Origin of the sequence: Actinacidiphila glaucinigra (assembly GCF_035918135.1) — a bacterium.
Taxonomy (GTDB): Bacteria; Actinomycetota; Actinomycetes; order Streptomycetales; family Streptomycetaceae; genus Actinacidiphila; species Actinacidiphila glaucinigra.
The window spans coordinates 3607789-3621016 of sequence record NZ_CP109144.1; the positions used below are offsets into that span (position 1 = coordinate 3607789).

Genomic DNA, 13228 nt, shown 5'->3' on the forward strand with positions numbered 1-13228 from the left:
TGAAGTGGGGGCACGGCGGACGGTTGTCCGCCGTGCCACCGAAAGGGGTGAAGAGACGTAACTTTCCCCACCGTTGTGCGTTGTGACCGGGTAGACGTTCGCCGGGGCAGTGCCCTGGGCCGGGCGGAGCGCGTTCCACTCGCGCGGGGACACCGCGGGTGCCCGTCACCGTGACCGGCATGAAGCGCGCGGGCCCGTGTCACGAGGAAGCCCCGGGGCGAGTGCCCCGGGGCTTCGGCTTGCGGCCGATCGCCCGCCGTCCGGCACGCGCCGCGGGATCCGGCTCCGCGGCGGCCGCGGCGCGGAGCGACACGCCGGGGCGCGCCCGGCCGACCGGCCCGGGCGCGCCCGGCGGGTCAGCCGGTGGTCGCCAGGGCGCGCCGGCGGGCGGCGCGGCGGGCGGCGGACTCGTCCGGGTCGAGCACCGGGACCGCCGCCAGCAGCCCCTTGGTGTACTCGTGCTCCGGCGCCTCGTAGACCCGGCCGGCGGGCCCGTACTCCACGATCCGCCCCGCCCGCATCACCGCGACGTTGTCGCTGACCTGGCGCACCACGGCCAGGTCGTGGGCGATGAAGACCAGCGCGAGTCCCAGCTCGCGCTGCAGTTCGCCCAGCAGCCGGATGACCTGGGCCTGCGTCGTGACGTCGAGCGCCGAGACCGGCTCGTCGCAGACGATCAGCCGCGGCTCGGGCGCCAGCGCCCGGGCGATGCCGACCCGCTGCCGCTGCCCGCCGCTGAACTCGTGCGGATAGCGGTGGTACCAGTCGGGGTCGAGCCCGACCCGCTCCAGCAGCTCCCGCACGCGGGCGGTGATCGCGGCGTCACCGAGCACGCCCGCCGTGCGCAGCGGGTCCGCGATGGACTCCCCGATGCTGCGTCGCGGGTTGAGCGAGGACACCGGGTCCTGGAAGACCATCTGCAGTCCCGGCGTGCCCGCGACGGGGCGCGCGCCCGGGCGCCGCAGTTCGCCTCCGGTGGGCTCCAGGAGCCCGACGAGCATCCGCCCCAGCGTGGTCTTGCCGCTGCCGCTCTCCCCGACGACGCCGAGCGTCTCGCCCGCGCGCACGGTCAGCGAGACGCCGTCGACCGCCGCGACCCGGGAGCCGCGCCGGCCGAACTCCCGCCGTACGCCGACGGCTTCGAGGAGGACCTCGCCCACGGCGGCGCCGCGCGGCTTCGCCGTCCCCACCCGCGGGACCGCGGCCACCAGGTCACGGGTGTACGGCTGTCGCGGCGCGCCCAGCACGGTGCCGACCGGTCCGCGCTCCACGGCGCGGCCGTCCTTCATCACCAGCACCTCGTCGACGCTCCCGGCCACCACGCCCAGGTCGTGGGTGACCAGCAGCAGCCCCATCCCGGTCTCCTGCCGCAGTTCGCCGAGCAGGTCGAGGATCTGCGCCTGCACGGTGACGTCGAGGGCCGTCGTCGGTTCGTCGGCGACGAGCAGCCGCGGCTCGCAGGCGAGCGCCATGGCGATGAGCGCCCGCTGGCGCATGCCGCCGCTGAACTCGTGCGGCCGGAAGCGGGCCCGCCTCGGTGCGTCGGCGATGCCGACCCGGTCGAGCACCTCGACCGCCCGCTCACGGGCCGCCCGCCGGGAGGCCTTCGGGTGGTGGACCCGGTAGACCTCGGCGATCTGGTCGCCGATCGCGAAGTACGGGTCGAGCGAGGACAGCGGGTCCTGGAAGACCATCGCCGCCAGTCCGCCGCGCAGCCCGCGCAGTTCCCTCTCCCCCGCGCTGAGGACGTCGACGCCGGCCACCCGCACCGATCCGCCGATCCGCGCGCCGCTGCCGCGGTGCAGTCCCAGCAGGGTGAAGGCGGTGGCGCTCTTGCCGCTGCCGGACTCGCCGACGACGCCCAGGGCGCCGCCCTGCTCCACGGAGAAGGAGAGCCCGTCCACGGCGCGGACGGTGCCCGTGCCGGTGGGGAAGTCGATCGTGAGGTCCTCGACCTCGATCAGCGGTGACGTCATGCCAGCACCACCCGTCGGTCGGCCACCGCGTACAGGACGTCCGCGACGGCGTTGGCGAGGACCACGAAGAACCCGGTGACCAGCACGAGCCCGACGACGACCGGCAGGTCCTCGGTCTTCACCGAGTCCACCAGGCTCTTGCCGAGCCCGGGGATGCCGAAGAGCGACTCGGTGAGCACCGCGCCGCCGAACATCGTCCCGAGGTCCAGTGCCGTCAGCGCGATGACCGGCGGCAGGGCGCCGCGCAGGGCGTGCCGTCCGATGACGGAGCGCTCGCGGACGCCGTAGGCGCGGAAGGTGCGCACATGGTCCTCGGAGAGCGTGTCGAGCATCGAACTGCGGGTCAGCCGGGCGTACTTGGCGCTCTCCAGGATGGCCAGGGAGAGCCAGGGCAGCACCAGGTTCCAGGCCCACTGCTCGGGGTCCTCGGTCAGCGGGACGTAGGAGGGGAAGGGCAGCCAGCCCAGCACCGAGACGAACAGCAGCATCAGCAGGATGCCGATGATGAAGACGGGCACGGCGTTGCCCGCGAGGGTGACCGCGGTCAGCAGCCGCTCGGTGAGCCCGCCGTGGCGCAGCGCCGAGAGCACACCGGTGCCGACCCCGATGACCAGCCACAGCACCATCGCGCCCAGCGAGAGCGAGGCGGTGGCCGGCAGCCGCTGCGCGAGCAGGGAGGTGACCTGCTCGCCGTTCTGGTACGAGAAGCCCAGGCACGGGGCGCCGCAGTGCTCGGTGCCGACGCCGGTGCTGATGTCGGTACCGGCGAACAGGCCGTGCAGGAAGTGGGCGTACTGCGCGAGGGCCGGGTCGTCGAGGCCGAGCTGGGTGCGGACCTGGGCGACCTGGTCGGCGGTGCACTTGGGCCCGCAGGCCAGCCGGGCCGGGTCGCCGGGAAGGACGTAGAAGAGCGCGTAGACCGCGATGCTCAGCACGAGGAGCACCAGCAGGGCGGCCAGCAGGCGGCGGAGTGCGAAGCGGGTGAGGAGCGTCATGGCCGCGCCTCCTTCCGCCTGCGGGACACGGCCCGCAGGCGGCTGCCCGCCCGCGGGTCGAGGGCGGTGCGCACACCGTCGCCGAGCGCGGTGAAGGCGAGGACGGTGACGAAGATCAGGCCGGCGGGCAGCAGCACGTACGTCGGATCGGCCTGGTACCAGGTGGTCGCGGAGGAGAGCATCTGTCCCCAGGAGGGCGTGGGCGGCTTGACGCCGATGCCGAGGAAGGACAGTCCCGCCTCGGAGGCGATGTTGGAGGGCACCAGCAGCGCACTGTAGGTCACCACGGGCGCGGCCAGCGACGGCAGCAGTTCGCGGCGGGCGATCCGCCACCGTCCGGCGCCGCCGAGCCGGGCGGCGGCCACGTAGTCGAGGGACTTCAGGCTCAGGGTCTGGGCCCGGACGATGCGCGAGGTGCCGCCCCAGCCGAGCAGGCCGAGGACGAGGACCAGCAGCACCGGCCGCGGGAAGCCGGCGGGGACGATCGCCAGCAGCGCGATGGCGAAGACCAGGGAGGGCAGCGCCAGCATGACGTCGGTGGTCCGGCTGAGCAGGTTGTCCAGGAAGCGGTTGCCGAGTCCGGCGGCCAGGCCGACGGCGACCCCGAGGACGACCTGCACGACGGTGGCGGCGAGGCCGATGCCGAGCGAGATCCGCGCGCCGTACACGAGGCGGGCGAACAGGTCGCGCCCGGTGCCGGGTTCGACGCCGAGCCAGTGGTCGGCGCTCACACCGCCGAAGGAGCCGGTCGGGACGCCGCCGAGGGCGGAGTCGACGGCGGAGGCGTGGTACGCGTCCGGGTCCTGGCCCTCCAGGGCCGCGAGCAGCGGGGCGGCGAGGGCCACCAGGACGAGCAGGACGATCACGGCGACGCCGGCGAGGGCGGCGCGCTGGGCGCGCAGCCGCCGCCAGAGCTGCCGGGCGCGGCGAGCACGTCGGTCGTGGTCACTTGACCGAGACCTGCGAGACGTCGAGGACGCCGGTCCAGTCGCTGATGACGACGTTCTTGACGTCCTTGCCGTACAGGCGCTTGTAGACGGGGTGGACCAGCGGCACGGTCAGCGCCTGCTCGCCGATCTTCTTGTCGAGGGCGCCCCAGCGGACGGCGGCGGCCTTGAGGTCGGTGAGCTTGTTGATCTCGTCGATCTCCTGGTTCACCGCCGGGTCGTCGAGCTGCGCGTTGTTGAAGTTGTAGCCGTCCTCGACGATCTGCCGGCCGTCGAAGATCGGTGCCAGGAAGGGCCCGCCGGACGGCCAGTCGGCGCCCCAGCCGGCGAGGAAGAAGCCCGGCTCGGTCTTGACGCCGTGGATCTTCTCGCTGTAAGCGCTGGACTCAAGGCCCTGCAGCTTGACGGTGATGCCGGCCTTCTTCAGGGCGTCCTGCAGGGCGGTGGCGACCTCGGGGCCCTGCTCGTCGCCGCCGCTGCTGTCGTGGGTCAGCGTGACGGTCAGACCCTTCGGGTGACCGGCCTCCTTCAGCAGCTCCTTCGCCTTGGCGGCGTCGCCGCTCTTGCCGGCCGGGAACGCGTCGTACGGGGTGTAGCCGAAGGACTCCTGCGCGGGCAGGAAGGTGGTGGCGGGCTCGGCGAGGGAGGAGCCGCCGAGGGCGTTGACGACGGTGCTGCGGTCGACCGCGTAGGAGATGGCCTGGCGCACCTTGGGGTCGTCGAAGGGCTTCACCTTGGGGTTGAAGGAGATGTAGTCGGTGTAGCCGAAGTGGCCGGTGCCGACGCGGCCCGCGAGCTCCTTGTCGCCGGTGATCTTGGCGAGTTCGGCGGCGGTGAGGTTGGTGTCGGTGGTGACGGCGGCCGCGTCCTTGCCGGAGCCGGAGGACAGGCGCTGGTTGATCACGGCGGCGTCGAGGCCGGAGCGGACGTCGATGCGGTCCGGGTAGGCCTTGCGCTCCTCGTCGGTCTTCGCGTCCCAGTGGGTGTTGCGCTCCAGGACGAGGTGCTCGCCGTCGTTCTCGTTGGCGACGACCTTGTAGGGGCCGGAGGAGACCGGGTGGTTCTCGTACTTGGTGCCGGTGTCCTTCGCCTTCGGCACGGGGGCGAAGGAGGTCTGGGTGGCCAGGAACGGGAAGTCGCCCTCGGGCTTGTTCAGGTGGAAGACGATGGTCTTCGCGTCCGGGGTCTCGATGGAGGCCAGGCCGCCCTTGTCCTTGTACGGGCCCTGGTACTCCTTGCCGCCGACCAGCCAGTCGCGCAGGTAGGGGGCGCCGCCGGACAGTTCGGCGGCGAAGGAGCGCTCGATGCCGTACTTGATGTCGGCCGTGGTGATCGCGCTGCCGTCCTCGTACTTCAGGCCGTCCTTGAGGTGGTACGTCCAGACGGTGGCGTCCTTGTTGGGCGTACCGGTGTCGGTGGCCAGGTCGGGGACGACCTTCGCGCCGTCCGCGCCGTTCTCGCGGTTGCGGGTCGTCAGCGTGCGGAAGACCAGGCCGGGGACGTTGCCGCCGCCGGAGGTGTAGAGCCGCGCCGGGTCGAAGTCCTCCTGCGGGGCCTGGTTGAGGACGTAGAGCGTGCCGCCCTTGGCGGGCTTGCCGCCGGCCGCCTTGGCCCCGCTGTCCTCCGGGCCGCACGCGGCGGCGCCGCCGGTGATCGCCAGGACGACGGCGGCCGCTGCGAGGCGGCGGGGTGTGACGGACAGGTGAGACATCGAAGATCCCTTTCGCGGCTGCGAGATGGAGAAGAAGGCGGGGCTGATGAAGACCCGCAGGCAGCGGCGACGGACCCCGCGAAGGGGACCGTGAAGGATCGATCAAACGTCGAGACGCGCGCCCACGGGTCGGAGAGGACCGGGGCGAGGGGAGATGCGCCCTCTACGCGCCCGGCACCGTGGAACGGCGACACAGGATGTCGGCGACGCAGTGCCCGGCCACGCCGATGAGCGCCAGCTCGATGCTGGCGTCGGCGTCTGTGGCAGGGCTGTGCGGCATGCCGAAAACATTGAACGATTAATCGCCCGATGTCAAAAAGCTAGCCCCGGGGGTAGGGCCAGGCGTTGGGCTTGCAGGTCAGGCCTCCGTAGTTGAGGAACTTGGTCTGCTGCATCATGACCGGGGCGAGGGCGCCCTGCTTGGGACAGAGCACATGCCCGTAGCCGAGCCGGTGCCCGACCTCGTGGTTGATCAGCATCTCGCGGTAGGCGAGCATCCGGTCCTGGCCGTAGGTCTCCGATCCCTGGGCCCAGCGGTACGCGTTGATCATCGTCCGCGGAGTCGACGCCGCGTCGCATGACACGTTGTCAACCGTCGTGTCCAGACCGGACTTTGCGCACCAGGTGGCCGTGGTTCCCGGACTGGCCAGGGTGATCACGATGTCGGCCGGGCCCGTTGAGACCCGCTCGAAGGTGCGGGCTCCGGCGTGGGCCCAACTCCGCTTGTCGTTCAGCGTCTTGTAGACCGCGTCCGCGAAGAGCCGGGCATTCAGCGGCAGGCCCTTCTCGACGTCCACCCGGACCCGCAGCAGCGTGCCCCTGCCGGGGGCCTTCTCGCCGCCGCCCACGGTCTGGAACTTCCCGGCCAGGCTCAGGTCCTGGTCGAGCGGGTAGGCCTTGGTCATCGCCTGGCCGTAGGTGAGCGGAGCGGCGACCGCGGAGGGTGAGGGCGAGGGGGTCGCCCGGCCCTTGGAGCGGGACGCGGCGTCGTCGGCACCCCGGCTGCCGCCCGGCGCCGCGGCGGCGGCGGACGAGTGACGCTTCTCACCCCCGGCGGCCATCTGGCCCGCCACGACGACGGCCAGCACGGTCACGACCGCCGCGGCCGCGGCGCCGCTGAGGGCGCGAGTCCTGACGGTCTTCTTGGGCTGTTCGGGTTGTTCCCCGCCCTCCCCGCCCTCCCCGGCGCCCTCGACGTGTGCCCCGGGTCCGGTGGCGGCGGAAGGGGCGGAGGCGGAGGGAGCGTCGAAGGCCTCGACGAAGTCCTGCCGCGGGCCGGGGATGTTCCGGGCCCCCGCGCCGGGCGCCCGGCGCTGGCGCGGGAAGCCGGATATTCGGGGCGCGGTGCGGACGCGCCCGTCGAGGGGGTCGTCGTCCTCCGGGTACTCGGTGCCGAGCGCGGTGTCCGCCAGCTCCGCGGGCCGGGTGCCGCGCGGCGTGCGCGGCGGGGCCCAGGAACCGGCCCGGCCCCAGGCGGAGTGCTCCTGGTGCTCGGGGTGTGCGCGGCCCGGGGCGTCCTGGTGGCCGTGCCCGGGGTCGCCGGGCCGGAAGCCGTCCCGGCCGCCCGGCGCGGAACCACCGGGCGCCGGGCCCGGACCGCCCGTACGGGGCGGGGTCGGCGCCGGGCCGGAACGCCGGCGGCGGCCGCTGCCCGAGGTGCCGCCGGATATGCCCGGTACGTCGTCGCGGCGGCCGTCACGGCCGCCCGGTGCGCTGTGCCTGCCCATGAAGTCAGTGATCCGTCCGCGCGTCCGTGGCGTCCAGCAGTTCGCGGAAGGCCCGCTCCACCGCATCGGGGTGCTCCATCATCGCGACGTGCCCGCTGTCGGGGAGCGTCAGCAGCCGCGCGTCACGGAACGTCCGGGCGGCACGGTACGCCATCCGGGGGGAGATCAGCTTGTCCCGGCCGCCGTACACCAGCAGCGTCGGCGCGAGCACCCGCTCGGCCTGCCGCCACAGGTTGTGCTGGCCGCCGAGCGTGTAGGCGTCGACGATGCCGCGCGCCGAGCGGGTCAGCGCGTCCCAGAAGTACGGCAGTTTCAGCCGGCGCTCGTACTCCGTGGCGTGCTCGGCGAAGGACGCCTCGCTGACCAGCGACGGGTCGCCGTAGCAGAGGTCCAGCAACTGCTTGGTGCGCCGCTCCGCGGACCAGTCGCGGGTCGCACGGGTCACCACCGCGGTGGCGCCCGGCACCCCGAGGAGTGCGGTCGGCCACGCGCCGCGCCGGGGCGGCACCTCCGGCAGCGCCGGCGAGATCAGCGTCAGGGTGCGGACCAGGTCGGGCCGGGCCGCGGCGACCTTGGTGACGACGGCTCCACCCAGCGAGTTGCCGAAGAGGTGCACGGGCCCGCGCCCGGAAGCCTCCAGCAGGCGCACGACGGCGCGCGCGTGCCCCCCGATCGAGTAGTTGCCGTCGTCCGGCGGCGGCGAATACCCGAAACCGGGCAGGTCCAGGGCCTCGCAGGTCACCCGGTCCGCCAGCAGCCGCATCAGCGCCGACCAGTTGGAGGAGGACCCGCCCAGGCCGTGAACGAAGAGCGCGGGCGGCAGCCCTCCGGCCTGCTCCGCCCGCGATCGTACGGTCAGCGTCCGCCCTGGCAGGGCCACGGTCCGCACCGTCTCCCCGTCCCCGGCCCCGGCTCCCGAAGGCGGTACGGGCACGGCGGCGAGTGCGGCTTCGGAAGACTCCGTCGAGGACATGGGGCAATGTTACGAGGTGATCACGCGTGGGCTCGTGTGTTCGCACTCACACGCGTCGTGGGGATTTTCCGCCTCTCCCGTCACTCTGCACACCCCGTCCCTGTCTCCTACGCTCGCAAAAGGGGAAAGAGGGGGACAGTGGGTAGCAGCGGGGGACGGCAGCGCACGACCAGAGGAATCGGGAGGTGCCCGTGTCCGACGACATCGATGCCTTCGACGACGACGTCATCGACGACCTGGAGGACGCCGAGGCCGATATCGAGGCCCCCGAGGCGGACATCGCCGAACAGCACCTCGAACTGCTGCAGCACCGCGATGTCCCGATCACCGAACGCCCTGACGACGCCGATCCGGCGGACGTGGCCGAGCAGCACAGGGTGGTGGAACTCGACGAGGACGACTATCGCTGAGTTCCACTTGGTGAGAATGTGCGTTCGCACAGCGCATGCCCCCGCTACCGAAAAGTACGATGGCACCCGCAGCGCAGAACGAACATCACTTGGGAGGCGGCGTGACAGCCATCGAGCACACTGAGGCGCGCCCTCGCGGCACACGCCTGCCGCGCCGGGCCCGGAGGAACCAGCTGCTGGGCGCGGCTCAGGAGGTGTTCGTCGCCCAGGGTTACCACGCCGCCGCGATGGACGACATCGCGGAGCGTGCGGGCGTCAGCAAGCCCGTGCTCTACCAGCACTTCCCCGGCAAGCTCGAGCTCTACCTGGCCCTGCTGGACCAGCACTGCGAGGCACTGCTGGACGCGGTGCGCACCGCGCTGGCCTCCACCACCGACAACAAGCAGCGGGTGGCGGCGACCATGGACGCGTACTTCGCGTACGTGGAGGACGAGGGCGGCGCCTTCCGCCTGGTCTTCGAGTCCGACCTCACCAACGAGCCGGCGGTCCGCGAGCGCGTCGACAAGGTCGCGCTGCAGTGCGCCGAGGCGATCAGCGAGGTCATCGCCGAGGACACGGGGCTGACCACCGAGCAGTCCATGCTGCTCGCCGTCGGCCTCGGCGGCGTCTCGCAGGTCGTGGCCCGCTACTGGCTCTCCAGCGGCAGCTCCATGCCCCGCGACACCGCGGTGCAGTTGCTGACCTCCCTGGCCTGGCGCGGCATCGCGGGCTTCCCGCTGCACGGCTCCGAGCACTGACGACGTCCCGTCGGGTGTTCGCTCTGGGCGTGCCCGTCCGCCGGTGTCCCGGTGCCGGGCGCGGCTAATGTGTCCTGCGTACGGCGCGATTTTCAACCGCGCACACCGCAGACCGTTCGGAGGGACAAAAGCCGTGGAGGTCAAGATCGGCGTGCAGCACGCGCCGCGCGAGATCATCATCGAGAGCGCGCAGACGGCCGAGGAGGTCGAGAAGGCCGTCTCCGAGGCGCTGACGGGCACCGGCAAGCTGCTCAGCCTCACCGACGAGCACGGCAAGCGCGTGCTCGTGCCGGCCGACCGGCTGGCCTACGTGGAGATCGGCGAGCCGGCGACGCGCCGGGTCGGCTTCGGCGCCCAGCTCTAGGCCACAGCCACAGACACAGCCTGGCTGCTCCCGTGTCGGGAGGGCGTACGGCGGGTCACCCCCGAATGGGGTGACCCGCCGTTTCGCCGGCCGGACCCGCGGGGTAGGACCCGTGCGACCGAAGTCTCCGGGAGGGGCCGCACGATGATGTGGGAAGCGCTCGCGTTCGCCGCCGTCGGACTGTCCGTCGCGTATGCCGCCACACGGTTGCTCCCCCGCCGGCGCCTTCCCGCGGCGACGCTCGTGCTCGCCACGGGAGCCGTCGCCGCCGTGCTCGGCGGCCTCATCACCCGTACCGTCCTCGGTTCCGACCGGTTCCTGATCAACCTCGCCGTGTCGGTGGGGGTGGCCGCCGTCCTGCTCTCGCTGCTGGTGCGCCCGCCGCGGAGCACCCGCCGGTCCTCGCCGCGCACGGCCTGAGCCGCGCGGTCCGCTCAGGCGGACAGGCCCAGCGCCGCCATCCGCTTGGTGTGGGCCTCGGTGATCCGGGTGAACATCCGGCCGACCTCCGCGAGGTCGAAGCCGTCGGCGACCCCGCCGACGAGCATCGTGCTGAGCGCGTCCCGGTCCGCCACGACCCGCTGCGCCTGCGACAGCGCCTCGCCCATCAGCCGCCGCGCCCACAGCGCGAGCCGCCCGCCGACCCGGGGCTCGGCCTCGATGGCGGAGCGCACCTTCTCCACCGCGAAGGAGGCGTGGCCGGTGTCGTCCAGCACCCCCAGCACCAGTTCGCGGGTGTCGGTGTCGAGCCGGGCGGCGACCTCGCGGTAGAAGTCCGACGCGATGGAGTCGCCGACGTACGCCTTGACCAGGCCCTCCAGCCAGTCCGACGGGGCGGTCTGGCGGTGGAACTCGTCGAGTGCGGCGGCGAAGGGCTCCATCGCCGCGGTCGGGTCCGCCTCGATGGTGGTGAGCCGCGCGCGGAGCTGCTCGAAGTGGTGGAACTCGGCGGACGCCATCGCCGCGAGCTCCGCCTTGTCCTCCAGGGACGGCGCGAGCTTCGCGTCCTCCGCGAGCCGCTCGAAGGCGGCCAGTTCGCCGTACGCGAGGGCCCCGAGCAGGTCCACGACCGCCGCGCGGTACTGCGGCTCCGCGGAGGCCGCGGCCCAGTCCTTGGCGGCGATGGTCGTCTCGGCGGGGGTGTCGGCGGGGGTGTCAGGCGTCTCCATGCTGCGCACAATAGCCAACCCCACCGGTGCGGCAACCATCCCGTGCGGCCCGCCGCGCGGGAGCCGCGGGGTGACCTGTCCCACGTACCGGAAAATCCATCCTCCGCGGGTGCGTGATTCCGGGGTACAGTGATATGGACCCGCCAGGTGACCCGGCGGGTCGCGCATGAATGGATGCCCGGTCGGTGGCCCGATCGGCTCCTACCGACCGCCCTCCTCACGTGGGGAGGGGACAGCTTCGCGGCGCGCACGAGGGCAGTGGTCCCGCGCACCTCGGCCAACTACGGCCGGACGACACTCCGCGGTCAGCGCAGTTCCTTGCGCCCGACCCTCCCCGGAAACCGCTCGGCGCCGCGTCCCAATAGAAGAGGCAGCATCCTGACCACCACCACGACTTTCCGCGATCTGGGGATCCTCCCCGAGACCGCCGAGGCCCTCGAGGCCGTCGGCATCATCACTCCCTTCCCGATCCAGGAGATGACGCTTCCCGTCGCCCTCGCGGGCAACGACGTCATCGGCCAGGCCAAGACCGGTACCGGCAAGACCCTGGGCTTCGGCCTCCCGCTCCTGGAGCGGGTCGTCGTCCCGGTCGACGTCGAGGCCGGGCGTGCCAGGCCCGAGGACCTCGTCGACGGGCCGCAGGCCCTGATCATCGTCCCCACCCGTGAGCTGTGCACGCAGGTCAGCAACGACCTGCTGACCGCGGGCAAGGTGCGCAACGTCCGCGTTCTGGCGATCTACGGCGGCCGCGCGTACGAGCCGCAGGTCGAGGCCCTGAAGAAGGGCGTCGACGTGGTCGTCGGCACCCCGGGCCGGCTGCTCGACCTCGCGGGCCAGAAGAAGCTCAACCTCCGCAACGTCCGCGCGCTCGTCCTCGACGAGGCCGACGAGATGCTCGACCTGGGCTTCCTGCCCGACGTCGAGAAGATCATCGAGATGCTGCCGGCCAAGCGGCAGACGATGCTGTTCTCCGCGACGATGCCGGGCGCCGTCATCGGCCTCGCCCGCCGCTACATGTCGCAGCCCACGCACATCCGGGCCACCTCGCCGGACGACGAGGGCGCGACCGTCGCCAACATCACCCAGCACATCTTCCGCGCCCACTCGCTGGACAAGCCGGAGCTCGTCTCCCGGGTGCTGCAGGCCGACGGCCGCGGCCTGGCGATGATCTTCTGCCGTACCAAGCGCACGGCCGCCGACCTCGCGGAGCAACTGGAGCAGCGCGGCTTCGCCTCCGGCGCCGTCCACGGCGACCTCGGCCAGGGTGCCCGCGAGCAGGCGCTGCGCGCCTTCCGCAACGGCAAGGTCGACGTCCTGGTCTGCACCGACGTCGCCGCCCGCGGCATCGATGTCGAGGGCGTCACGCACGTGATCAACTACCAGACGCCGGAGGACGAGAAGACCTACCTCCACCGCATCGGCCGCACCGGCCGCGCGGGTGCGTCCGGCACGGCGATCACGCTGGTCGACTGGGACGACATCCCGCGCTGGCAGCTGATCAACAAGGCGCTGGACCTGCCGTTCAACGAGCCGGAGGAGACCTACTCCACCTCGGCCCACCTCTACGAGCTGCTCGGCATCCCCGAGGGCACCAAGGGCGTGCTGCCGCGTGCGGAGCGCACCCGTGCCGGGCTCGACGCGGAGGAGATCGAGGACCTCGGCGAGACCGGCGGCCGTGGCCGTGGCCGTGGCGGCCGCAAGTCCGGCCCCGCCGCCTCCACCGAGACGGAGGAGCGTCCGGCGCGTACCCGTACGCCGCGCCAGCGCCGCCGCACCCGCGGCGGGCAGTCGGTCGGCGAGGCACCCGCCGGGGCGGAGGCGGCCGTGGAGACCGCCGAGGCTCCGGCCACGGAGGCTCCGGCCCCGCGCCGTCGGCGTCGCACCCGTGCGGCGGCCGCGGGCACCACGGGCGCCGCCGGCACCGAGACCGTGGCGGACGCCCCGGTGACCGAGGAGGTCCCGGCCCCGCGCCGTCGCCGCACCCGGTCCGCCGGCACCGGCGCCGAGGCTCCGGCCGCTGCCGAGGCCGCGGCCCCGGAAGCCGCACCCGCGGAGGGCGAGGGCGCGGCCAAGACCGTCCGCCGCCGTCGCCGCACGCGGGCGGCCAAGCCCGCCGACGAGGCCACCGGCTGACGCCGTAGCCGTACCGCCGACGGCCGGGCGCCCCTGACGGGGGTGCCCGGCCGTCGGCGTTCCGTCCGCGCGGCGCCCGGGGTTGG

The 13228-nt window shown here is 73.0% G+C and carries 13 protein-coding genes; 5 read left to right on the forward strand and 8 right to left on the reverse strand.

Features of this window, described 5'->3' with window-relative positions; all coding sequences use genetic code 11:
* Positions 1 to 356: 356 nt before the first annotated feature.
* The 7 genes from OIE69_RS15760 to OIE69_RS15790 all read right to left on the reverse strand — a co-directional run bounded on the left by OIE69_RS15760 (position 357) and on the right by OIE69_RS15790 (position 8329).
* Complete coding sequence (locus tag OIE69_RS15760) at positions 357 to 1976, reverse strand: ABC transporter ATP-binding protein (protein ID WP_326572567.1); 1620 nt, start codon at positions 1974 to 1976, stop codon at positions 357 to 359.
* Positions 1973 to 2971, reverse strand: a complete 999-nt coding sequence (locus OIE69_RS15765) for an ABC transporter permease (protein WP_326572568.1) — start codon at positions 2969 to 2971, stop codon at positions 1973 to 1975. Before OIE69_RS15765 ends, OIE69_RS15760 begins: the two co-directional genes overlap by 4 nt.
* The gene (locus OIE69_RS15770; RefSeq protein ID WP_392567515.1) at positions 2968 to 3837 is read right to left on the reverse strand and encodes an ABC transporter permease; all 870 of its coding nucleotides are present in this window, start codon (positions 3835 to 3837) and stop codon (positions 2968 to 2970) included. Before OIE69_RS15770 ends, OIE69_RS15765 begins: the two co-directional genes overlap by 4 nt.
* Positions 3838 to 3916: 79 nt before the next feature.
* Entirely contained in the window at positions 3917 to 5629 is a 1713-nt protein-coding gene (locus OIE69_RS15775) for an ABC transporter substrate-binding protein (RefSeq protein ID WP_326572569.1), read from the reverse strand.
* Between the two features lie 163 nt (positions 5630 to 5792).
* On the reverse strand, positions 5793 to 5909 hold the full coding sequence (locus OIE69_RS15780; protein ID WP_018561500.1) for an Ms4533A family Cys-rich leader peptide: 117 nt from the start codon (positions 5907 to 5909) through the stop codon (positions 5793 to 5795).
* Between the two features lie 40 nt (positions 5910 to 5949).
* On the reverse strand, positions 5950 to 7356 hold the full coding sequence (locus OIE69_RS15785; protein ID WP_326572570.1) for a DUF3152 domain-containing protein: 1407 nt from the start codon (positions 7354 to 7356) through the stop codon (positions 5950 to 5952).
* A 4-nt stretch (positions 7357 to 7360) separates the two neighbouring features.
* Positions 7361 to 8329: an alpha/beta fold hydrolase gene (locus OIE69_RS15790; protein WP_326572571.1), complete on the reverse strand. Its 969-nt coding sequence runs from the start codon at positions 8327 to 8329 to the stop codon at positions 7361 to 7363.
* 191 nt (positions 8330 to 8520) lie between these two features.
* Between OIE69_RS15790 and OIE69_RS15795 the strand changes: the two genes are divergently transcribed.
* From OIE69_RS15795 to OIE69_RS15810, 4 genes are all read left to right on the forward strand, one after another.
* Positions 8521 to 8739: a hypothetical protein gene (locus OIE69_RS15795; RefSeq protein WP_326572572.1), complete on the forward strand. Its 219-nt coding sequence runs from the start codon at positions 8521 to 8523 to the stop codon at positions 8737 to 8739.
* Positions 8740 to 8840: 101 nt separating this feature from the next.
* A complete protein-coding gene (locus OIE69_RS15800; protein WP_326572573.1) occupies positions 8841 to 9476 on the forward strand; it encodes a TetR/AcrR family transcriptional regulator in 636 nt (211 codons plus the stop codon).
* Between the two features lie 133 nt (positions 9477 to 9609).
* Complete coding sequence (locus tag OIE69_RS15805) at positions 9610 to 9840, forward strand: DUF3107 domain-containing protein (RefSeq protein WP_089224099.1); 231 nt, start codon at positions 9610 to 9612, stop codon at positions 9838 to 9840.
* A gap of 144 nt (positions 9841 to 9984) precedes the next feature.
* Positions 9985 to 10260 carry a hypothetical protein gene (locus OIE69_RS15810; protein WP_089224100.1) on the forward strand — a complete coding sequence of 92 codons (276 nt, stop codon included), beginning with the start codon at positions 9985 to 9987 and terminating at the stop codon, positions 10258 to 10260.
* Positions 10261 to 10274: 14 nt separating this feature from the next.
* Here OIE69_RS15810 and OIE69_RS15815 read toward each other — a convergent pair whose 3' ends face one another.
* Positions 10275 to 11009 (reverse strand): ferritin-like fold-containing protein, encoded by a 735-nt coding sequence (locus OIE69_RS15815; RefSeq protein ID WP_326572574.1) that lies wholly within the window; start codon positions 11007 to 11009, stop codon positions 10275 to 10277.
* 258 nt (positions 11010 to 11267) lie between these two features.
* Here OIE69_RS15815 and OIE69_RS15820 point away from each other — a divergent pair, with 258 nt between their 5' ends.
* On the forward strand, positions 11268 to 13142 hold the full coding sequence (locus OIE69_RS15820; protein WP_392567516.1) for a DEAD/DEAH box helicase: 1875 nt from the start codon (positions 11268 to 11270) through the stop codon (positions 13140 to 13142).
* Positions 13143 to 13228: the final 86 nt, after the last annotated feature.